The 21,902-nt window shown below is 66.8% G+C and carries 20 protein-coding genes; 19 read left to right on the top strand and 1 reads right to left on the bottom strand.

Annotation, left to right across the window (positions count from 1 at the left end):
• The first annotated feature begins 10 nt into the window (after nt 1-10).
• The 7 genes from ACT6QK_RS01075 (at nt 11) to ACT6QK_RS01045 (ending at nt 11,518) form a co-directional block, all read left to right on the top strand.
• Nucleotides 11-2,215, top strand: a complete 2,205-nt coding sequence (locus ACT6QK_RS01075) for a polysaccharide lyase 6 family protein (protein WP_444595975.1) — start codon at nt 11-13, stop codon at nt 2,213-2,215.
• Nucleotides 2,212-4,437, top strand: a complete 2,226-nt coding sequence (locus ACT6QK_RS01070; RefSeq protein ID WP_444595974.1) for a heparinase II/III domain-containing protein — start codon at nt 2,212-2,214, stop codon at nt 4,435-4,437. The genes ACT6QK_RS01075 and ACT6QK_RS01070 overlap by 4 nt, the downstream gene beginning before the upstream one ends.
• The gene (locus ACT6QK_RS01065; RefSeq protein WP_444595973.1) at nt 4,434-5,726 is read left to right on the top strand and encodes an MFS transporter; all 1,293 of its coding nucleotides are present in this window, start codon (nt 4,434-4,436) and stop codon (nt 5,724-5,726) included. Before ACT6QK_RS01070 ends, ACT6QK_RS01065 begins: the two co-directional genes overlap by 4 nt.
• Complete coding sequence (locus ACT6QK_RS01060) at nt 5,726-6,478, top strand: SDR family NAD(P)-dependent oxidoreductase (protein WP_444595972.1); 753 nt, start codon at nt 5,726-5,728, stop codon at nt 6,476-6,478. Before ACT6QK_RS01065 ends, ACT6QK_RS01060 begins: the two co-directional genes overlap by 1 nt.
• Entirely contained in the window at nt 6,475-7,677 is a 1,203-nt protein-coding gene (locus ACT6QK_RS01055) for an SGNH/GDSL hydrolase family protein (protein WP_444595971.1), read from the top strand. Before ACT6QK_RS01060 ends, ACT6QK_RS01055 begins: the two co-directional genes overlap by 4 nt.
• Before the next feature lie 559 nt (nt 7,678-8,236).
• Entirely contained in the window at nt 8,237-9,706 is a 1,470-nt protein-coding gene (locus tag ACT6QK_RS01050; RefSeq protein ID WP_444595970.1) for a tyrosine-type recombinase/integrase, read from the top strand.
• A 174-nt stretch (nt 9,707-9,880) separates the two neighbouring features.
• The gene (locus tag ACT6QK_RS01045) at nt 9,881-11,518 is read left to right on the top strand and encodes an ATP-binding protein (protein WP_444595969.1); all 1,638 of its coding nucleotides are present in this window, start codon (nt 9,881-9,883) and stop codon (nt 11,516-11,518) included.
• 19 nt (nt 11,519-11,537) lie between these two features.
• On the opposite strand, the gene ACT6QK_RS01040 is transcribed toward ACT6QK_RS01045, so the two are convergent.
• Nucleotides 11,538-12,026 carry a MarR family winged helix-turn-helix transcriptional regulator gene (locus ACT6QK_RS01040; RefSeq protein ID WP_444595968.1) on the bottom strand — a complete coding sequence of 163 codons (489 nt, stop codon included), beginning with the start codon at nt 12,024-12,026 and terminating at the stop codon, nt 11,538-11,540.
• A gap of 197 nt (nt 12,027-12,223) precedes the next feature.
• Between ACT6QK_RS01040 and ACT6QK_RS01035 the strand changes: the two genes are divergently transcribed.
• Genes ACT6QK_RS01035 through ACT6QK_RS00980 form a run of 12 tightly spaced genes read left to right on the top strand, consistent with a single transcriptional unit; the run spans nt 12,224 to nt 21,381 of the window.
• Nucleotides 12,224-13,855 (top strand): methyl-accepting chemotaxis protein, encoded by a 1,632-nt coding sequence (locus ACT6QK_RS01035; RefSeq protein WP_444595967.1) that lies wholly within the window; start codon nt 12,224-12,226, stop codon nt 13,853-13,855.
• Nucleotides 13,855-14,127 carry a hypothetical protein gene (locus tag ACT6QK_RS01030; protein ID WP_444595966.1) on the top strand — a complete coding sequence of 91 codons (273 nt, stop codon included), beginning with the start codon at nt 13,855-13,857 and terminating at the stop codon, nt 14,125-14,127. The genes ACT6QK_RS01035 and ACT6QK_RS01030 overlap by 1 nt, the downstream gene beginning before the upstream one ends.
• On the top strand, nt 14,124-14,489 hold the full coding sequence (locus tag ACT6QK_RS01025; RefSeq protein WP_444595965.1) for a response regulator: 366 nt from the start codon (nt 14,124-14,126) through the stop codon (nt 14,487-14,489). The genes ACT6QK_RS01030 and ACT6QK_RS01025 overlap by 4 nt, the downstream gene beginning before the upstream one ends.
• Nucleotides 14,490-14,498: 9 nt before the next feature.
• Complete coding sequence (locus ACT6QK_RS01020) at nt 14,499-16,658, top strand: chemotaxis protein CheA (RefSeq protein ID WP_444595964.1); 2,160 nt, start codon at nt 14,499-14,501, stop codon at nt 16,656-16,658.
• Between the two features lie 2 nt (nt 16,659-16,660).
• Nucleotides 16,661-17,122 carry a chemotaxis protein CheW gene (locus tag ACT6QK_RS01015; protein ID WP_444595963.1) on the top strand — a complete coding sequence of 154 codons (462 nt, stop codon included), beginning with the start codon at nt 16,661-16,663 and terminating at the stop codon, nt 17,120-17,122.
• Nucleotides 17,119-17,970 (top strand): CheR family methyltransferase, encoded by an 852-nt coding sequence (locus ACT6QK_RS01010; RefSeq protein WP_444595962.1) that lies wholly within the window; start codon nt 17,119-17,121, stop codon nt 17,968-17,970. The genes ACT6QK_RS01015 and ACT6QK_RS01010 overlap by 4 nt, the downstream gene beginning before the upstream one ends.
• The gene (locus tag ACT6QK_RS01005) at nt 17,967-19,001 is read left to right on the top strand and encodes a protein-glutamate methylesterase/protein-glutamine glutaminase (protein ID WP_444595961.1); all 1,035 of its coding nucleotides are present in this window, start codon (nt 17,967-17,969) and stop codon (nt 18,999-19,001) included. The genes ACT6QK_RS01010 and ACT6QK_RS01005 overlap by 4 nt, the downstream gene beginning before the upstream one ends.
• Nucleotides 19,001-19,390 carry a response regulator gene (locus ACT6QK_RS01000; protein ID WP_444595960.1) on the top strand — a complete coding sequence of 130 codons (390 nt, stop codon included), beginning with the start codon at nt 19,001-19,003 and terminating at the stop codon, nt 19,388-19,390. The genes ACT6QK_RS01005 and ACT6QK_RS01000 overlap by 1 nt, the downstream gene beginning before the upstream one ends.
• Entirely contained in the window at nt 19,387-19,920 is a 534-nt protein-coding gene (locus tag ACT6QK_RS00995) for a chemotaxis protein CheD (protein WP_444595959.1), read from the top strand. The genes ACT6QK_RS01000 and ACT6QK_RS00995 overlap by 4 nt, the downstream gene beginning before the upstream one ends.
• Nucleotides 19,920-20,270, top strand: coding sequence for a hypothetical protein (locus tag ACT6QK_RS00990; RefSeq protein ID WP_444595958.1), 351 nt, complete (start codon nt 19,920-19,922; stop codon nt 20,268-20,270). Before ACT6QK_RS00995 ends, ACT6QK_RS00990 begins: the two co-directional genes overlap by 1 nt.
• Nucleotides 20,271-20,320: 50 nt before the next feature.
• Nucleotides 20,321-20,869: a response regulator gene (locus ACT6QK_RS00985; RefSeq protein WP_444595957.1), complete on the top strand. Its 549-nt coding sequence runs from the start codon at nt 20,321-20,323 to the stop codon at nt 20,867-20,869.
• Complete coding sequence (locus ACT6QK_RS00980; protein ID WP_444595956.1) at nt 20,866-21,381, top strand: hypothetical protein; 516 nt, start codon at nt 20,866-20,868, stop codon at nt 21,379-21,381. The genes ACT6QK_RS00985 and ACT6QK_RS00980 overlap by 4 nt, the downstream gene beginning before the upstream one ends.
• The last annotated feature ends 521 nt before the right edge of the window (nt 21,382-21,902 follow it).

Genomic DNA, 21,902 nt, shown 5'->3' with positions numbered 1-21,902 from the left:
GAGCCAGGCCGTGAGGCGGGCCGCACGGCCGCCGATCACCGCGCTGACGATCGTGGTCGCCCTGATCGCCGTCGGCTCGGCGGTTCGGGCGGAATCCGCCCTGGTGCGGACCCAGGCGGAGTTCCAGGCGGCGCTCGGTCGCCTGACCCCCGGCGACACCCTGACGCTGGCGGACGGCGAATGGCGCGACTTCGAGATCGACTTCGTCGGTCGCGGCGGCGCGGATCGACCTATCACCCTGACGGCCCAGACGCCGGGCGGGGTGACGATCACCGGCCGCTCCTACCTGAAGATGGCGGGGGAGCACCTGGTGGTGTCAAACCTGGTGTTCCGCGACGGCTGGTCGCCGACGGGCGAGGTGCTGTCGTTCCGCCGGTCGCTGACCGAACGGGCGAACTACAGCCGGATCTCCAGCGTGGTGATCGACGGCTTTTCCAAGCCCGATCGGGCCGTTTCGGACAATTGGGTGGCGATCTACGGCCACGACAACCGCTTCGACCACAACCAGCTGATCGGCAAGACCAACGCCGGGGCGACCCTGGTGGTGGTCCGGGACCCTGAGCAGGGCCTGGTGAACCGCCATCTGATCGACCACAACTTCTTCGGTCGCCGGCCGGTGCTGGGATCGAACGGCGGGGAGACGATCCGCGTCGGAACCAGCCATGCGTCGGATTCGGACTCCCTGACGACCGTCAGCGACAACTGGTTCGAGCACACCGACGGCGAGGTCGAGATCGTTTCGAACAAGTCGGGCGGCAACGTCTATCGGGGCAACGTCTTCTTCGAGGCCCAGGGGGCGATGGTGCTGCGCCACGGCGACGGCAACCTGGTGGAGAACAACGTCTTCATCGGCAATGGCGTCGCCAACACCGGCGGCATCCGGGTGATCAACCGTCGCAACATTGTCCGCAACAATCACATGCAGGACCTGGCCGGGTCGAGCTTCGTCAGCGCCCTGACCCTCATGTACGGCGTGCCGAACTCGCCCCTGAACCGGTATGTCCAGGTCGATGGCGCGGTGATCGAGCATAACACCCTCGTCGACGTGCGCGAGGTCGCGTTCGGCGCCGGCTTGAGCGACGAGCGGTCGGCCCCGCCGATCAACAGTCGTTTCGCCGACAACCTCATCATCAATACGGACGGCCATGACCCCATCCGGGTGCAGGGCGACATGTCCGGCGTCGCCTTCGCCCAGAACCTGCAGTCGCCCCGGGCGACCTCGGCGCTGCCGGGGTTCGAGGCCCGTGACATCGCATTGGAGACGGCCGGTAGGCTGCGCCTTCCTGTCGGCTTGAGCGGCGTCGGCGCGCGGCGCGCGGCCCCGTTCGTGTCGCGCGAGGCGACCGGCGTCAGCTGGTATCCCAAATCCCGGCCGACGCCCGCTCTGGACAGCGGCGCCGTGCGGGTCGTGGAGCCGGGAGAGGATACCCTCGTCCGGGCGATGGCCGAGGCTCAACCGGGCGATCGCCTGGCGCTGCGGCCAGGGCTCTATGTCGTCAACCAGACCCTGTCTCTGGACCGTGCGGTGACTGTGTCGGGGCCTGCCGAGGGCGGTGTGGAGATCCAGTTCTCGCGTCCCAACCTGTTCGACATCGAACGGGGAGGATCGCTCAGGCTCTCGCACGTGACGGTCGCAGGCGATCTGGCCCCCGACGTCGCGGGCGCGGCCGTGATCCGGGCGGGGCAGGGGGCGGCCGGCTATCAACTGATCCTTGAGGATGCGACGTTCCGCGACCTGACCGTCAACCGCAGCTTCAATGTCTTCGCCGCCGGTCCGGGAACACTGGCCGACCGCATCCGCCTGGAGCGGGTCGCCGTCGACAGGGTCTCGGGTTCGGTCGTCGCGGCCCACACCGAGACGGCGGATCTGGGCACATACAATGCGGAGGTGGTTGAGGTGATCGACAGCCGCTTCCGCGACGTCGCCGGACCCGTCATCGACCTCTACCGGGGGGGCACGGACGAGAGCACCTTCGGCCCGCGCCTGACCCTGACCGGTTCGACCTTCGAGCGCACCGGGCGGGGCGATGACGCCGGCGCGGTCAAGCTTTACGGCGTCCAGCGCACCGACATCCGCGACAACCGTTTTCTCGACAGCGGCGCGCCCCGCTTCTTCCGCCGCGTCGGCGATCCCGTTCTCGTCTGGGCGGACAATCGGCTGGAAGGCACGCCCGACCTGATCACCAATGTCACGCCGCTGGAGGCCGCGCCATGAACCCCAAGGTGCTCGTCGCTGTCCTGGCGACCCTGTCGGCGGCCTCGCCCGCGGGGGTGCAGGCCCAGAGCGTCCAGCCTTCCCGCACGGCGACGCACGAGGCCGCCTCGCCCGTGCTGGTCTCGCCCGACGATTGGCGCGCGATGGCCGAGGCCGGCGATCGCTATCCGATGTTCAGCGCCGAGCGGGCGCGGGTGGAGCGCGAGGTCCGGGCGGCGATGGCGGCCGGGATCAATGTCCCCCGACCGCGCGATCTGGGCGGCGGGATCACCCACGAACAGCACAAGGCCAACTACAAGGCCATCGCCGGGGCGGGGGCCCTGTACCGGATGACGGGCGACCGGGCCTATGCCGACTTCGTCCGCGACATTCTGCTGGCCTATGCGGACCTGTATCCGACGCTGTCGGATCACCCGGCAGGCAACTCCCCGGTCAAGGGCCGGCTGTTCTGGCAGGCGCTGAACGACTCGGTCTGGCTGGTCTATTCGGCCCAGGGCTATGACGCGATCCGCGACACCCTGAGCGCGGCCGATCGCCGGCGGATCGACGACGACGTGTTCCGGCGCATGGCTCGCTTCCTGTCCGAGGAGAACGCCCCCTATTTCGACCGCATCCACAACCACGCCACCTGGGCCACCGCCGGGGTGGGCATGACCGGTTATGTGCTGCGCGACCCCGACCTGGTCGATCGGGCCCTGAACGGGACCGCCCACGATGGCCGCGCCGGCTTCCTGCGCCAGATCGATGAACTCTTCTCGCCCGACGGCTACTATGCCGAGGGCCCCTATTATCAACGCTACGCCCTGGCCCCCTTCATCATCTTCGCCCGCGCGATCCAGCAGAACGAGCCGGAACGCGGCATCTTCGCTCGCCGTGACGGGGTGCTGCTGAAGGCCGTCGACGGAGTGATCCAGACCTCCTACGCGGGGCTGCTGTTCCCCATCAACGACGCCATGCCGGACAAGGGGCTGACCTCGGAGGAGATCGTCACAGGGGTCGCCGTCGCCTACGGCCAGACCCAGGATCCCCGTCTGCTGTCGATCGCCCGGCAGCAGGGCCGAACCCTCCTGTCCCCCGACGGTCTGGGGGTCGCCCGCGGTGTGGCGGACGGCCTGGCCCGGCCTTTCGAGTTCCGCTCGATGCAGTTGCGGGACGGGCCGAACGGCGACCTCGGCAACCTCGTCATCCTGCGACAGGGCGGCGAGACCGGTCAGGCCCTGGTGATGAAGAACACCCAGCAGGGCCAGGGTCACGGCCATTTCGACCGGCTGAACTGGCTGTTCTACGACAACGGGTCGGCGGTGGTGACGGACTACGGCGCGGCGCGGTTTCTGAACATCGAAGCCAAGAACGGCGGCGGCTATCTGGACGAAAACGACAGCTGGGCCATGACGACGGTGGCCCACAATGCGCTCGTGGTGAACGAGACCAGCCAGTTCGGCGGCGACTGGCCCACGGGCGAGACACATCCGACCACGCCCCTGCTGTTCGAGGTCGCCGACGACGCCCAGATCGCCTCGGCCCGGCTGGAGGGCGGCCACGACGGCGTCGTCGTCACCCGCACCCAGGCTCTGCTGGAACATCCCGAGCTGACCTACCCCGTCGCGGTCGACCTGCTGCGCGTACGCAGCGCCGCGCCCGCCCGGTTCGACCTGCCGCTGCACTTCAACGGCCACATCATCACCCAGGGGTTCGAGGCTGAAGCGTCGGTGACCACCCGCCCGGTCCTGGGCGCCGCCAACGGCTATCAGCACCTCTGGGTCGATGCCCGATCCGCGCCGGGCGACGAGGCGCGCAGTCTCACCTGGCTGCTCGGCGGACGATTCTACACCTACCGGTTCTCGGCCTCGGCCCCGACGACGGCGATGCTGGTCGAGAGCGGGGCCAATGATCCGCGCTTCAACCTGCGCCGCGAGCAGGCCCTGATCCGGCGCATGGATGGCCAGTCATCCGCCAGTTTCGCGGCGGTTCTGGAGCCCCACGGGGCCTATGACGGCACGGCCGAGACGGTCACCGGCGCAACCGGGCGGATCGTGTCGATCGAGCAGGCGCGCGGCGAGGACGCCGAGGTCGTGATCCTCACCCTCGCCTCCGGCCGGACCCTCGTCCTGGCTGTGGCCGACGACGCCCGGAGCACCGGCCGCCACGCCGTCCGCCACCGCGGACAGACCTATGAATGGACCGGCGCCTGGGCGCGGTTCGACCGGGAGAGCCAGTCATGAAGTCCAAGCTGCGCTGGGTCATCATCGGCCTGATCGCCGTCGCCACGGTCATCAACTACATCGACCGCAATGCGCTGGCGGTGATGTGGCCCGAGATCGCCCCCGAGATCGGGGCGACCAAGGAGGACTACGCCCTGCTGGTGACCCTCTTCATGGTCTTCTACGCCATCGGACAGTTCACCTTCGGCAAGCTGTTCGACAAGATCGGGGTGCGGATGGGGTTTGCGGTGTCGATCGGCGCCTGGTCGATCTCCATCGCCCTGCACGCCCTGGCGAGCTCGATCCTGAGCTTCAGCGTCTTTCGCGCCCTGCTGGGCCTCAGCGAGGCGGGCGCTTGGCCGGGGGCCGTCAAGGCCAATGCGGAGTGGTTTCCGCCCGAGGAGCGCGCCTTCGCCCAGGGCATCTTCAACGCCGGCGCCTCGATCGGGGCCATCGTGTCCGCGCCGCTGATCGCCCTGATGTTCCTGACCATGGGCTGGAAGGGGACCTTCCTTCTGGTCGGCGCGCTCGGCTTCCTGTGGCTGTTGCCCTGGTTCGTGCTCTACCGCGCCAGTCCGCAGCAGACCGCCATGATCGCCGCAGCCGAAAAGGCGCTGGATCGCCCTGCGTCGGATCAGCCCGCCGAACCGACCATCGCCCCCGGCTATGTCCCGACGACCCGCCAGATGCTGACCCATCGCCAGAGCTGGGGCGTCATTCTGACCCGCTTCTTCCTGGATCCGATCTGGTGGCTGTTCGTCTCTTGGCTGCCGATCTATCTGGCCGAGACTTTCGGCTTCGACATCAAGCAGATCGGCATCTTCGCCTGGGTGCCCTATGTCGGGGCCATGGTCGGAAGCCTGTTCGGCGGCTGGCTGTCCGGTCGGCTGATCGGTTCGGGGCGCTCGGTCGACCGGGCGCGAAAGATCTCCATCACCCTCGGCGGCCTCATCATGATGCCCTGCCTGCTGATCGCGCCCCACCTCACCGATCCCACGATCGCCGTCCTGGTCATCGCCGGCATCCTGTTCGGCTTCCAGATCGCGATCGGCAACATCCAGACCATCCCCGGCGACCTGTTCGACGGCCGCTCCGTGGGCTCCCTGGCCGGCATCGGCGGCATGGCGGCCGTGGCCGGAACCCTGATCACGACCTGGCTGGTCCCGGCGATGACCAAGATCTCCTACGGCCCGATCTTCGTGCTCGTGGCCGCCCTGGTGCCCCTGTCTCTCCTCTCCCTGTGGTTCGTCACCGGTCGCATCGCGCCGGTCGAGCCTCGCTCCTCCTCAGATACCCGGAAGGTTCTCTAATGCGCTTGAAAGACAAGGTCGCAATCGTCACGGGCGGCGGTCGTGACATCGGCCGCGAAGTCTCGCTGAAACTGGCCGCCGAGGGCGCGCGGGTCGTGATCAACTTCGCCAATGACGCCGCCAGCGCGGACGAGACCCTGGGACGGGTCCTCGCGGCCGGCGGCCAGGCCCTGGTGCATAGGGCCGACGTATCCACCGGCGCGGGCGCCACGGGGCTGGTCGAGGCGACCCGGGCGGGCTTCGGCGACCGGATCGACATCCTGGTCAATCTGGCGGGCGGGATGGTCCAGCGCCGCCCCCTTGCCGAGATCGACGAAGCCTTCTTCGACCAGGTGATGAACCTGAATCTGCGATCCGCCTTTTTGATGACCCGGGCGACCGTTCCGCACATGACGACGGGTTCCGCCATCGTGAACTTCTCATCCCAGGCGGGACGGGACGGGGGTGGACCCGGCGCCGCCGTCTACGCCACGGCCAAGGGCGCCCTGATCACCTTCACCCGCTCGATGGCCAAGGAGCTGGGCCCCCAGGGCATCCGTGTCAACGCCCTGTGCCCGGGCATGATCAGCACGAGCTTCCACGACACCTTTTCCAAGGACGAGGTCCGCAAGGCGGTCGCGGGCTCCACCCCCCTGCGCCGTGAAGGCCGTCCCGAGGAGGTCGCCGACGCCGTCGCCTTCCTGGTCTCGCAGGAGGCCTCGTTCCTCACAGGGGTCAACCTCGACATCAACGGCGGGCTGCTGTTCTCATGACCCCTGGCCGCTGGCTGGCGCTTGCGGCGATGGCGCTGTCGACCTGGGTCGGCGCTCCGGCGCTGGCCCAATCGACCCCGACCGTCTGGGCGCCCGTCTGGACCGCTTCGGCCGCCCCCGCCCGGTTCGACCTCGCCGACGGCGTGCCCCTCGTCCATAGGGACCAGACCATCCGCCAGGACATCCGTCTGGGCGGGTCGGCGCGCGCGCTGCGGTTTCGGGTGACCAATGAACTGGGCGTCGCGCCGCTGAGACTGAGGGCGATGACCGTGACGCCTGCGGGCGGAGCCGCCGCTCCGGTCACCTTCTCCGGGGACGCCGAGGTGGTGCTGCCTCCCGGCGTCAGCCTCGTGAGCGATTCCCTGGCGATCTCCGCGCCGGCCTTCAGCCGCCTGACGGTCACCCTGCATGTGCCGGACGAGGCCGCGGGCGTCGTGCGGCGCACGCCGATGCGGCTGGGGCCGGGCTCTGCTCCGGTCGGCGACACGGCGCCGCTGGATTATCGCCAGGGTTTCCTGTCGGCCGTCTACGCCGAGCGTGACGCGGCGCCCGCCGTGGTGGTCGCCCTGGGCGATTCAATCACCGAGGGCGCGACCACGACCCGCGGCGCCGACGCGGACTGGCCGTCCCTCCTGGCCGATCGGCTCGAGGCCCTCTGTCCCGGCGGCTTTGTGGTGGTCAACGCCGGGATCAGCGGCAACCAGGTCGTTCGCGACGGCCGCAGTCCCAATGTCCGCGCGCGGCTGGATCGGGATTTGCTGAGCCTCCCGGGTGTGACCCATGTGGTCTGGATTGAGGGGATCAACGACATCCGGCATGACGGCAATCCCATGAACCCCGGCCGCGACCCCGAAGAGGTCATCGCCGCCTATCGCCAGGTCGTCGCCCGCCTGCATCTGCACGGCATCAAGGTCTTCGGGGGCTCTCTCACCCCCTTCGGCGGATCCGAGCGGTTCGACGCACGCTCCGAGGCCTCCCGCCAGGCCATCAACGCCTTCATCCGCACCTCCGGGGTGTTCGATGGCGTGATCGACTTCGACGCCGCCCTGCGCGATCCGAACCAGCCGTCCAGGCTCGTGGCCGGGGCCCACACGGACGATAGGCTTCACCCCAACGACGAGGGGCATCGCCGCATGGCCCAGGCCATCGACCTCGCCCTGTTCGACCCAGAGCGCCGGTCGTGCGGCAGGAGGCATTGAGGGGGGGCGGCCATAGTCAGTCCTCGTCATCCACGCTGAAAGCCGGACCTTCTCCAAGAGGCGCGTGCATCAGCGTGTTTCGCAGGTCTTTCAGCTGGCCGGCTGGGCATCCATTCGATTACGAACACCGTCGGCGCGACCAGACCTGTCTCGTCGTCTGGGCGTCTCGATGTCTGTCAGCCCCGGCTCCAGCAGTCTTCCCGACCCGCTAGGCCTTGGGGTCAACCCTCCAGAGATCCGCATGGGGCAGATGAACCCGGGCGAAACACGGGCGACCGCCTGAAAACCCGTGTGCGCAAAACCTGCGGAACGAGCTTCTGGTCAGGTCTATTTCGTGGGGTTTTGGGAGCTGAATCGGCCGCAGAAAAGGCCTTCTGGGCCGCCCGTGAACTGCCGGCTCGCCGAACGCAAATCTCTGTGTCTGCAAGCCATTGAAATAATGGCGATCCCGGAGGGACTTGAACCCCCGACCTCTGCTTTAGGAAGGCCTCTAGAACCGTTTTGCAGCAGATTTCAGCTTGTGTCTACATGTGCCTAAAACCCAGTAATAGCGGGCTTTTTGGAGTTCAGGCTGTTGCAGTGTTGTGCTACAAGTTTCGTCGTTTTGTGCCCCCGCTGTGCCCCCAGAGCGCGTTCGTGTGCCCCCGACGTGCCCCCAAAACCAGTCCCTTTTTTTCCGATCGGAGCGGCTGTCATGACGAAGGAGATGTTGACCGATCGTCGCGTCTCAGGAGCGCGAGCCGACAAGGGCAAGCGACTCGAACTCTGGGACACCCGTGTGCCGGGCCTATGTCTGCGCGTCACCGACCAGGGGAGCAAGACCTGGATCTATCGCTACCGAGCGGAGGACGGCCGACAGCCTCGCTTCACCATCGGCAAAATGCCCGCGATCTCGTTGAAAGATGCGCGCGACCAGGCGGCCGATCTTGCGAGGGAGGTCGCCAAGGGCGGGGATCCGGCGACAGACCGCAAGACGGCTCGCGCCGCCGCCAGTAATCCGGTGCGGACCTTCAACGATCTCGCCGACCTCTATCAACGGTGCTGCGCGTCCGGCGAATGGATGCCGAAGGGCAAGCGCAAGCGGAAGGTCACGCTCGACAGCGAGGAAGGTGTCCTGCGGCGGAACATCCGTCCCGTCTTCGGCAAGAAGCCTTACGCCGCCATCACCAAGGCTGAGATCAGGTCTCTTTTGCGAGCCATGACTGCACGCAACATCGGCGCCCAGGCCAACAAGACGCACGCCGTCATCCGTCAGGTCTACAACTTCGCCATTGCCGAGGACCTGGTGACCGTCAATCCGACGACGGGCGTCAGCCATCCCGCGACCGTCAACGCGCGTTCGCGCGCCTGGACGGACGCCGAACTCAGGCTGCTCTGGTCGGCGCTCTCAAACTATGGGTGCATCCTCGACAGCCAGGGCAAGCGCATCAACCTCACCGAGATCGTGGCCCTGGCCCTGAAGCTCGCCGCCGTTCTCGGACAGCGTCGCGGCGAGATCATCGGGATGGAAGTGAGCGAACTCGACTTCACCGCGCGGACCTGGACCATTCCGGCGGAGCGCATGAAGGCCAACCGGCCTCATCTTGTGCCGCTGCCGGATGTGGCCATCGCTCTGATCCAGAAGGCGATGGCCGTCACCAACGAGGGGCGAAACAGTCAGTCGAAATACGTCTTCCGAACGACCTGGGAGATCGAACGTCCGATGCAGCCCAGCAGCCTGACGCACGCCATGGCGCGGGTGACGCGCGCCCTGAACATCCCCAACGCCACGGTGCACGACCTGCGCCGTACGATGTCGTCCGCGATGACGAGCGAGCGGCTCAAAATCAGTCCCTTCATCCGGTCGCTGATCCTGGCGCATGCGGCCACGGGGGGAGGGGCCGCCGTCTCGTCGGTGCACTACGACGTGAACGAGTATGTCTCGGAGAAACGCGATGCTCTGGACCGCTGGGCCCGGCTGCTGATGTCGATCGTCGGCGAGTCCCAAGCCGGGTCCATCGTCGCGCCCCCAATACCCCAGAACGCCTGACTGGGCGAGGTCCGGCTCAATTTCGACACGGCTCAACAGTGCAGCGATGTCGTCGGCGACCTTCCGGCCTAGGCCGAGGAGGCATACGACATTTACCAGATTGGGAAATCATTAGCCCCCCGAAGCAACGGAAAGCGGGCGATAAGGCGACGTCTCCATACTGGGCAATTCAGAATGGCCACCGCGGACCAAAGGGGCGCGACAGGTATGGAACAGGTCTTGGTTTCTGCCGTGGAGCCGCCGGTGTCTTCCCCGCTTCAGGGGTTGAGCGCTCCTTTGCTCCGGAGAGCGCTCGACGCCTCGACCATCGTCGTCGTCACGGACGCGGCGGGCATTATTAGAGACTGCAACAAGCGGTTCGTCGATGTCAGCGGTTACAGCCGCGAGGAATTGATCGGGCAGACGCACAGCCTGGTCAATTCCGGCATTCATGACCGTAGTTTCTTCGTCGATCTGTATCGTACGATCGGCAGCGGTCGGATCTGGCGCGGCACAATCTGCAACCGGCGCAAGAACAGGACCCTGTACTGGGTCGATACCACCATTGTTCCCTTTCTCGGTCCCCGTGGCCGTCCGGCCGGCTATATCGCCATCCGATGGGAGGTGACGGACCATGTCCTCGCGGTACAGGAACTGGCCGTGGCGCACGAGGCGGCCAAGCGCGCCGCAGAGGTTCGCGACCGGTTCCTGGCCAACATGAGTCATGAGGTTCGCACCCCGCTCAACGGCATACTGGGCCTGACATCGGCGCTTCTCAGGTCGGGTGTCGAGGCCGACACCCGCAGCCGCCTTGAGCTGATCCTCAGCTCAGGCGAGTCGCTTCGGCGGATCCTCGACGATGTTCTCGACCTGTCGAAAATGCAGGTCGGAGAAATGTCCTTGGTCACTGACCGCTACAATCCGGCGCGCGAAATCTCAGCGGCCGTCAATCTCATACGTGGCGTCGCCGAGGAAAGGGCGTTGCGTCTGTCGATCTCGATCGATCCGACGCTTCCCGGCGAGATCCTGGGCGACGCCGTGCGGGTGCGGCAGATCGTGACCAACCTGATCTCCAACGCGGTGAAGTTCACGACCCATGGAGGGGTCAAGGTACAGATCGTGGTCAGGGGTCCGACGTCGGACCCCTGGCTGAAGGTGCGGGTGCAGGACACGGGTCCGGGTTTTGACCGCAAGGTAGCCGAAACCCTGTTCAAGCCCTTTGTCCAGGCCGACGATTCCCATACCCGTGTCTGTGGCGGCACGGGCCTGGGCCTGGCGATCAGCCGCGAGCTGGCGGAGCTGATGGGCGGGCGTCTCGATTGCCGGGCCAGGCCAGGCTCCGGCGCCGTGTTCGTTCTGTCCCTGCCCATGCATCGAGCGCCTGAAAAGACGGGCGCATCGACGCCGTCCTCGGACACATCCGGCGCTCCGAGCGACAGATCCCTGCGGGTGCTGCTGGTGGAGGATAATCTCGTCAATCAGCAGGTGGTGCTGGCCTTGCTTCAACCCTTCGACATCCAGGTCGAGATCGCGAACAATGGACAGGAAGGGGTGGCCTCGGCGTCAGAGGGCGGTTTCGACCTGATCTTCATGGACATGCAGATGCCGGTCATGGACGGCCTGTGCGCCACGCGCCGCCTCAGGGACAAGGAGAAAGCCGACGGCGCGAAACCCACGCCGATCATCATGCTCACGGCCAATGCCTCCGGTCAGCACCGACTGGACGCACTTCAGGCGGGCGCCGATCTCGTCCTGGCCAAGCCCTTCACCGCAGAACAGCTCCTGAGCGTCGTCTGGGCCTATGGGGACGGCGCTTCGAGCGCGGCGGCCTGACGGGGCCGGACAGGTCGCCTCAGCAGCCGCCCAGGGCGCAGTTCTCGCAGACCCCGGCGCAATGTCGCGGAGGGGTTCGATCAACCAGCTGGCGCAGCAGCTTTTCCAAATAGGCAAGATCCTCAGCTGAGAGATCGCCGAACACGGAGGTGGCGCATCGGTCCAGCGCGTCGCCGCAGGTATTGAGCTGCCGGAGGCCTTCGGCCGAAAGCCTGAGTTGGCGTTGCCGGCGATCTTGCGTGTGAAAATCGCGCTCGATCAGCTTGCGGACCTCAAGGTTGTCCACGAGTTTGGAGACGGCGGGACCTGACAAGCCGAGCGTCCGAATGAGGGCCGATTGAGACAGGCCTCGCCGGCCGCCCTCGGCGATCGCGCGCAAAGCGCGGATTCGATTGTCCTCCAGTCCGCCCCGTCCGTGCCGGACGGCCAGATCGGCATCGCTCAGCAGCTTCAGCAAACGCGGGCCGCTCCACGACGGCTCAGGCAGATTCGTCAGCACGGCGGTCATCGACAGCCAATCCTCAATATGCGGCGCCCCCCTGACACCGGTGTCCACATTACGCCGGTCTCCCATAACTGGAAGTGAATTATTCGTTCCGCATGAAAACGATTCACCGCGCAAATATTTTTCCTGATTAACGAGCCTAAACAACGCTTTATGAAACTGGCCCCAAGGTGTCTCGAGCATCAACCTTCGAGACCTCCATGTCCGACACCACCGCGCTTCAGGACCGCCTGGCCTTCATCGGCCTCGACAATTCCGCAAAGTCGATTCTCGCCGCGTCGCAGCCGGTTATCGAGGCGGCGTTGCCCGCCTCGCTCGACGCCTTCTATGATCAGGTTCGGCGCTTCCCGGACGTCTCCCGCTTCTTCAGCGGCGAAGGTCAGATCGGCGGAGCCAAGAGCGCTCAGGCCCGCCATTGGTCCAGCATCGCCTCCGGTCGCTTTGATTCCGGCTATGTCGAAAGCGTCCAGCGGATCGGGACCACCCATGCCCGGATCGGCCTGGAGCCGCGCTGGTATATCGGGGGATACGCCCTGGTCATGGATGGTCTGGTCCGGGCGATCGTCCGTGATCACGACAAGTCGCGTTCGCGCTTCGGGCGCCGAGATGATGGCGAAGCCCTGGGGGCGACGATCAGCGCGGTGGTCAAGGCGGCCCTGCTCGATATGGACTTTGTCATCTCGATCTATCTCGAGGCGGCGGAAACGGCCCGCCGCGAAGCAGACGCCCGCCGGGAGGCGGCGGAGGCCGAGCAGAAGATGGTCGTCCAGGCTACGGCCGCGGCCCTGGCCCGGCTGGCCGAAGGCGACCTGACGGTACGGATTTCGGAGCCTTTCGCAGGCGACTACGGGAAGCTCAAGACCGACTTCAATCACGCCCTTGAGCGTCTCGGATCGGTGATGTCGGAGATCGCCTCCAACACCGTGGGCATGCGCTCCGGAGCCGGGGAGATCAGTCAGGCGGCCGACGACCTATCACGCCGGACCGAGCAGCAGGCCGCGACCCTGGAGCAGACGGCGGCGGCCCTGGACGAGATCACCGCCACGGTCAGACGCACGGCCGAGGGGGCGTCTCGCGCAGGCGTCGTGGTCGAGGCGGCCCGCGCCGAGGCCGAGACCAGCGGCCAAGTCGTCGAACGGGCCGTCCAGGCGATGGGCGAGATCGAGCGGTCCGCCGATCAGATCAGCCAGATCATCGGGGTCATCGACGAGATCGCCTTCCAGACGAACCTGCTGGCGCTGAACGCCGGTGTCGAGGCTGCCCGCGCCGGAGACGCCGGCCGCGGCTTCGCTGTGGTGGCGTCCGAGGTCCGCGCCTTGGCCCAGCGGTCGGCCGAGGCGGCCAAGGAGATCAAGAGCTTGATCTCCTCCTCGACGGGACAGGTGAAGTCCGGCGTGACGCTGGTGGGCCAGACCGGCGAAGCCCTGACGGCGATTGTGGGCCGGGTTCAAGAGATCACCGGTCTGATGACCGAGATCACCGCCTCCACGCGTGAACAATCGACCGCCCTCGGGGAGATCAACACAGCGGTCAACCAGATGGATCAGGCGACGCAGCAGAACGCGGCGATGGTCGAGCAATCCACGGCCGCCAGCCACAGTCTCACCCAGGAGGCGGAACAGCTGTCGCGGCTTGTCGGGCGGTTCCGCACGGACGCGGACGTCTCAAACTCTCAAAGGCCGGAGCGCCCTCCGGCCAGGCCGGCCGAGAACGCGAGCCTGCGCGAGAGCCACAGCCGAATCGCAGAATTCGCCCGCCGCCACACGCAGCCCCGCTCGTCCGGCGCCTTGGCCTTGCAGTCCACAACCGAACCCCAGTGGGAGGAGTTCTGATGGCGACCCAGCTTGTCCTGCCGTCAAGGCTTGAGGGCGCGGCCTTGTCCGTGCTGCGCGATGATCTGATGTCACGCCGGGGCGACGACCTCGACCTGCTGGCCCAGGACGTCGATCGGATCAATGGACTGGGGCTGGAGCTACTCCTGCGCGCCTTCAACACATGGCGAGAGGAGGGCCATCGGCTTCGTGTCCTGGACCCGTCCACTTGCGTCCTGGCCGCCTTCACGACCGTTCAGCGTCAGGCCGCGCTTGCCGGAGGCATGCTGTGAGCCGAACCATTCTCACGGTCGATGACAGTCGCACCATGCGCGACATGCTGCGCCTGGCGCTCAGCGATGCGAGCTTCACCGTCATCCAGGCGGTCGATGGCGCCCACGGGCTGGAGGTTCTGGAAGGGGCCGAGCCCGACGTCATCATCACCGACATCAACATGCCGAACCTGGACGGCTTCGGGTTCATCGAGCGCGTTCGTCGCTCCGCCCGGCACGCCTCTGTACCCATCCTGGTGCTCACCACCGAGAGCGACCAGGACAAGAAGACCCGGGCGCGCGAAGCCGGGGCCACGGGATGGATCGTCAAACCCTTCGATCCGGTGAAGCTCGTCGACGCCGTGCGACGGGTCGCGGCCTGAGCCCTTCCAATGGATACGATGGACGCCATCCGCACGACTTTCTTCCAAGAGTGCGACGACCTCCTGGCCGAACTGGAATCAGGACTTCTGGCTCTTCAGGACGGCGAGGGCTCAAGCGAGACTGTCAACGCCGTCTTCCGAGCCGTCCACTCGGTGAAAGGCGGCGCCGGAGCCTTCGGGCTGGAGTCTCTGGTGCGGTTCGCCCATGTGTTCGAGACGGTTCTGGACGAGGTGCGCAATGGCCGCCTTGAGCCGGATGGGGACCTGATCGGCGAACTGCTGAGAGCAGCCGATCTGCTCGCCGACCTCGTCGCCGAGGCCAAGGGGGTCTCGGTCGCCGACCCGAGCCGGCTTGAGGCCGTCAGACAAAACCTGCAGGCGGCGATCGGCGAGATGCCCGATGAACCGTCGGTCGAGGCCTGCGTCGACGGTGTGGAGATGCCGGGGTTTTCCCCCCTGACCGTAACGATCGACGCCCCCACCCCGCCCAACGAGATCCGTGTCGAGTTCAGCCCCACGGCCCGTCTCTATCAGTCTGCGAACGACGCCTTGGTCCTCGTGCGGGAGCTCGAACGGCTGGGCAGGGTGATCGTGGAGATCGAGGGCGACGAGGCGGGGCTGGAGAGCTTCGATCTGGCGGCGCCCGGATTGATCTGGCGAGTGACGCTGCTGGACGGCGCGGACCGGACAGCGATCGCCGACGTTTTTGAGTTCGTGGCCGACGACTGCGCACTGGCGATCGAAGAGCCCGGGTCATCCCCGCCCGTGTTCGAGCCCGGCCCGGAGGACGCGCTTCTGGCGGACCTGTTGAAGCTGGCTCGGGAGGCGGATGACGGACTGGATGAGGAGGATGTCTCTGCCGTTCCTCAACACGCCGTGGCGCCGCGGGTCGAAGCCGAGCCTGCCGGAAGCAGTTCAGGCGAAGACTCTCCTGCCGCCCGCGCGCCGGGGTCGGAAGCCCTGGTCCAGACCACCATCCGGGTCGATCTGGAACGCGTCGATCGGCTGATCGATCTGGTGGGAGAACTGGTCATCAATCAGGCGATGCTGGCCCAGCGGGTGTTCGAAGACGGGCTGGCCCGCTCCAGCCAGGTCGCCCTGGGACTGGAAGACCTGGAACAGCTCACCCGCGAAATCCAGGACAGTGTGATGGCCATCCGCGCCCAGCCCGTGAAGTCGGTCTTCCAGCGGATGCCGCGCCTCGTGCGCGAAGTGGCCGCGGCGACCGGCAAACAGGTGCGGCTCGTCACGGACGGCGAGAGCACGGAGGTCGACAAGACGGTCATCGAGCGGCTCGCCGATCCCATCACCCATATGATCCGCAACGCCATCGATCATGGGCTCGAGCGCCCTGAGGACCGGCTGGCGGCCGGGAAGGCGGCGGAAGGCGTGGTCAGGCTTTCGGCGCAGCACCGCTCGGGCCGGATCGTCATCGAGGTTTCGGACGACGGCCGCGGCATCGATCGGCCTCGGGTCCGCAGCCTAGCCGTGGCGCGCGGGATCCTGGCCGAGGACGCTGGTCTCGCCGACGAAGATATCGACAACCTCATTTTCGCCCCGGGCTTTTCGACGGCGCCGGCGGTGTCGGACATCTCCGGGCGAGGCGTCGGGATGGACGTGGTCAAGCGCTCGATTCAGGCCCTCGGGGGGCGGATCGGCATCATGTCGCGGCCGGGCGAGGGCTCGACCTTCACCCTGAGCCTGCCCCTGACCCTGGCCGTCCTGGACGGCATGGTCGTCGGGGTCGGCGGCCACACCCTGGTCGTCCCGATCAATGTCATCGTCGAGACCCTGCGTCCCCATCCTTCGGATCTACGCGCTCTCGGCCCCGAGGCCGTGGTCTTGGCCGTCCGTGGGCGACACGTGCCCATGATCGATCTGGCCCAGGCCTTCGGCTGGAGCGAGGCGGCGGAGGCTGCAGATGAGGGCGTGACCCTCCTCGTAGAGACGGAAGGCGGCGGCCTGACGGGCCTGCGGGTCGACGCCATCCAAGGCCAACGCCAAGTGGTGATCAAGAGCCTCGAGCAGAACTATCGGCAGGTTCCCGGGATCGGCGCCGCCACCATCCTCGGCGACGGCCGCGTCGCCCTGATCCTCGACGTCGACGGGCTGCTGAACGCCAGGCGCCAGCCCTCGCCGTCCTCCCCCCTCCTAGCCCTGGCGAGTTGATCATGACCACGTCCGACCTGACAAACAGCCGCGAACTGATCGCCTTCCGGATCGGCGAACAGGAGTTCTGCGTCGATATCCAGGCCGTGCGGGAAATCCGGGGCTGGACGGCGGCCACGCCTCTTCCGCGGGCTCCTGACTATGTCCAGGGCGTGATCAATCTGCGGGGCACGGTCCTGCCGATCATCGACCTCAGCCGGCGGCTGGGTCTCGGTGCGGCGACGCCCTCGGCCCGTCATGTCATTATCGTCGCGCGCGTCGGACTGCGGACCGTGGGCCTTTTGGTAGAGGGTGTGTCCGACATCCTGACGGTGGCTGACGACGCCATCCAACCGACCCCCGACGTCGCCTTCAGCCAGGTGCGCGCCGCGGTGAAGGGTGTCATTCCGCTCGACGGCCGGATGCTGAGCCTGGTGGCCCTCGATGACGTCTTGCCGGAACTGCAACTGAGCGAGGCGGCATGATGGACGCGCAAGCCTTGCCGGCCGAGACCGCCGGCCGCGAGTTCGCCTTCGAGATGCGGGATTTCCGCGTCATCGCCCGGCTGCTCTACGACACTTCCGGGATACGCTTGTCGGACGCCAAGGCCCCTCTGGTCTATTCACGACTGGGCAAGCGGCTGCGCACCCTCGGCCTCTCGCGCTTCTCCGACTACTGCAAGCGTCTTGAGGGACCGGATGGGGAGGCCGAGCGCGGCGTGCTGCTCAGCGCCCTGACGACCAACGTCACTCGGTTTTTTCGTGAGCCACATCATTTCGAGGCCCTGCGGACACAGTTGCGATCCGGCCTCGTGCAGGCGGCGGCGGTCGGGGGGCGGGTGCGGCTCTGGTCCGCGGGCTGCTCCTTGGGTCATGAACCCTACTCGATGGCGATGTGCGTCCTCGCCGAACTGCCCGACGCGGCCCGCCTCGATATCCGCATTCTCGCCACCGACATCGATCCGATGGTGGTCCAGCGCGCCCGGCAGGGAATCTACACGCGAGACGACGTGGCGCCCGTTCCATCCGATCTCGCCGGGCGGTGGGTCGTGGAAGAGGCTGGTCAGGTCCGAATGCATCCCGCCGTGCGGGAGCTGGTGAGCTTCGGCGAGCTCAACCTCCACGCCGACTGGCCGATGAAGGGGGGCTTCGACGCCATCTTCTGCCGCAACGTGGCGATCTATTTCGACGAACCGACTCAGCAACGCCTCTGGGGGCGGTTCGCCCAGCGCCTGGCGCCCGAGGGGCGCCTCTACATCGGCCACTCCGAGCGGGCCGAGACGCCCGTCCTCCGCTCCGACGGCCTCACCATCTATCGACGAGCCGATGCATGACCGTGCGTGTTCTGATTATCGACGACTCTCCCACCATGCGGGCCTTGATCCGCAACACCCTGTCCCGACGCGCAGACCTCGAGGTGGTGGGGGAGGCGGGGGATCCGCTGGTCGCCCGTTCGCTGATCCGCGAGCGACGGCCCGATGTCCTGACCCTGGATGTCGAGATGCCCAATATGAACGGCCTGGAGTTCCTGGACCGCCTGATGCGCCTGAACCCCCTGCCGGTCGTGATGGTCTCCAGCCTGACCCAGGCGGGGGCCGAGGCGAGCCTCGCGGCGCTCGAACTGGGCGCCGTGGACTGCGTAGGCAAGCCGACACGGGCCGATGAGGGCCTGGATCGCCTGGCGGACATCGTTCATGAGGCCGCCTTCGCCAAGGTCGCCGATCGTGAGATTCGAGAACCTGCTCGTCCCCTCCTGCGGACCGGCCTGACGGCTGCGGGCAAAATCATCGCCCTCGGCGCCTCGACCGGAGGGGTCGAGGCCCTGATCCGGGTCCTCTCCGACTTTCCGGCGGATTGCCCCGCCACCCTGATCACCCAGCACATGCCGGCCAACTTCACCACGAGCTTCGCGGCTCGACTGAACCGGCTGTGCGCCCCAACGGTGTCGGAAGCGTGCGACGGCGATCCCGTCGAGAGGGGCCGCGTCTATCTGGCGCCCGGCGGCGACCGCCATCTCGAGATCGCGCGCGGCAATGGACGCCTGGTCTGCACCCTTCGGTGCGGTCCTCCGGTCAGCGGACACAGGCCTTCGGTCGATGTGCTGTTCCGTTCTGTGGCCGAGGTCGCGGGGCCTGGGAGTCTCGGCGCCCTTCTGACCGGGATGGGGCGAGATGGGGCCGAGGGCCTTCTGGCGATGCGGCAGGCCGGAGCCAGAACCTTCGCCCAGGACGAGCAGAGCTCGGTGGTGTTCGGCATGCCGCGGGCGGCTGCCGAGATCGGCGCGGCGGCCCAGGTCGTCGGTCTCAATCGCATGGCGGCCGCGGTTCTCGGGGTGGGTCCGCACCTTGTCGGAGGGGACGCCTGATGCCCGCCGCCGCTTCGCTCAAGGTCCTGGTCGTGGACGATCAGCAGACCATCCGTTCGCTCGTGCGTGTGGGGCTCAAGGATATCGGCGTCGTCGATATCCGGGAGGCGGTCGATGGGGAGGATGGTCTGCGGCAGGCCCTGTCCCTTCAAACCCATCTGATCATTTCGGACTTCAACATGCCCAAGCTCGACGGCTTGGGGCTGTTGCGGGCCATTCGGTCGGCACCGCAGCTGAAGTCGATCGGCTTCATCATGCTGACGGGACGCGCCGACGGCGATCTGGTTCGGCGCGCCGCCCAGTTCGGCGCCAACAACTTCCTGGTCAAACCCTTCACCGTCGCCAGTCTTCGCCAGAAGATCGAAGACGTTTACGGCGCGCTGACGTGACCGCCGCCCAGGAGGCCCATCGCACCCATGTGGTGCAGGGCGGCTATGCCGTCAGCGGCAGCCCGACGGCCTGTCTGACCACGGTGCTGGGCAGTTGCGTGTCCGCCTGCATCTGGGATCCCGGCGCGGGTCTGGGCGGAATGAACCATTTTCTTCTGCCCTCGGCGCCGGAAGGCTCGATCGCGGACAAGCGGTACGGCGTCCAGGCCATGGAGGTGCTGATCAACGCCCTTCTCTCGCGAGGCGCGCGACGCGACAGCCTCCATGCCAAGGTGTTCGGCGGCGCCCGGATGACACCTGGTCTGGCGGATGTGGGCGCCAAGAACGGCGCCTTCGTACGCCGCTTCCTTCAGGACGAGGGCATCCATCTGGAAAGCGCGTCCCTGGGCGGGGTTCAGGCGCGACGCGTGCAATTCTGGCCTTCCAACGGTCGGGCCCGCCAGCACCTGATCGACGCCGCGGCCTTTGGCGTGGACGACCGCAAGCCTGTGTCCCTCTCTCCCGTCTCTGGCGATCTGGAGCTCTTCTGATGAGCTCATCTCCCTCCCTGCAGGGCCTCTTTGGAGCCCTGGGCGACGAACTCTCGGACTGGGCGAGCGCGTCCGAGCGCCTGGAGGTCGTCATCGGCAATCTGCTGGGCGACCGGTCCCTGTCAGCGGCGGAGATCGAGGCGGTCCAGACCATCGACGGTCTCAGCCAGCACCTGCGTCAGCTCGCCGAGCTCTGTCGGGGGCTTTCGGAGCCGCAGGTCCGGTCCGATCTCTGCCCCGAGGCGCTCGCGGCTTCCCTGCATCGCATGAACCTCGCCGGCCTGTCGGATCGGCTCGCGGGTCGGGCCGGGGGACAGCGTGGCGGCGGGGGGGATGTGGACCTGTGGTGACGTCCGAGCCGCCGCCCACGGGTCCCAGGTTTGATCTTCGGGACGCCCGCGTGATCTGTGCCGACGAGAACCTCCAAGGCCAGGAGATCATCAGCCAGATTCTCATGGGGCTCGGCGTTCAGCACATCGCCAGGGTCCAGTCCGCCGAGGAGTTCAGGGCCGCCCTGACGGAAAAGGCCTTCGACCTCGTCCTCCTGGACGCTGGGCTCTCCGGGAACGGGTTCGCCGAGATCCGCTGGCTCAGGACCTCGCGCCTGGAGCCCAACCGGTTCGCTCCGGTCATCATCCTCGCCAGCCACACGCCCCGGTCCCAGGTGGAGGAGGCGCGTGATTGCGGCGCGAGCTTCGTCGTCGCCAAGCCGCTTTCGCCCTCGATCATTCTGCAGCGGCTGCTGTGGATCGGGCGGGCCGGGCGCATCTTCGTCGAGACCGCGGCCTATTCCGGCCCGGACCGGCGCTTCCATAACCAGGGTCTGCCCGACGGAATGGCGGGGCGTCGCAAGGACGACCTGTCCGCCAGCATCGGCGAAGCCGTGGCGCCCAACATGTCCCAGGATGAGATCGACAACATGCTGAAACCTCAGAGGATGGCCCTGTGACCGCCGTGACCTTCCGCAAGGTCGAGTCCCGCCTGGAGTGGATGGTCCGTTGCGGTCGTGGGCTCAGGCCGGGGGAGGCCCTGGCGGCCGCTGCGGCGAACCTGGGAGGACTGAGGGACGACTGCCTGGGAGAGATCGACCGACGTTTGCAGCCCCTGGCCGAATTCGCCCTGCGCGACCCGGCGACGCGCCCAACCCCGGCCGAACTGGATACGCTCGTCGAACACGCCGACGCGGCCCTCACGGCCTGCGGCGCCGTCGACATGCCGCTTCTGGGCCGAGCGCTTGTCATGTTGTGCGCCATGGCCGACGCGATCCGCCAGGCGGACCGTTGGCCTCCGGGCGCGCTGAATCCGGCGATCAACTTCGCCCACCTCATCCGCATCGGGGCGGTGTCGGACGAGGAGGCGCAAACCCTGATGACGGAGCTGGACAAATGCCTGGCGGCCTATGTAGCGGCATCGACGCAAAGTGCGGCCAGCGATCTCGCGCCAGGAATCAGGGCGGAGTAGGGGGCTCATTAGCGCCAATGACGGAGACCTTCCCCGAAGAAGATACGTGACGGTATCCCATCTAGACGCGAGAAATGCACATGCCTCCGAAGGCAAAGGTCACACGTTCGAATCGTGTCGGGTGCGCCACTTTTCTCAGATTTTTCAATGGCTGTCGATGGGGCGCCGTCGTTTTGAGCGCTCCACGACGGCTCGTGGGGCAGCTATGGGGCAGAACCTGCATTAAAGATTTGGTTGCGCGCTGAAATCTGGTGAAACAGCCTGAATAAGGACGGTCACCATTTTTCCTTTGCACAGTTGGCGCTCAAACTTCCGAGCCAGTCGCTGACTGATTTACTTTTAGGTCCGAAGCGCGCCACTTGCGGACATTCGACCACTACCAGGAAGCAGACCTTCGGGTGGTGGCGGATTTGAAGATCGCTTTCGGCCCGTAGAAGACCTAGCGAGCGTCCGTGAACCCGATCACCAAGCCATCCAGGAACCCGTGGGCCGCGTCACCCAGCAAAACTGATGTCGCTAGC

Source organism: Brevundimonas sp., assembly GCF_052436175.1.
In the GTDB taxonomy this organism is placed as follows: domain Bacteria; phylum Pseudomonadota; class Alphaproteobacteria; order Caulobacterales; family Caulobacteraceae; genus Brevundimonas.
The sequence above is the reverse complement of the archived record's forward strand: the minus strand, read 5'-3'. Positions and strand labels throughout refer to the sequence as shown.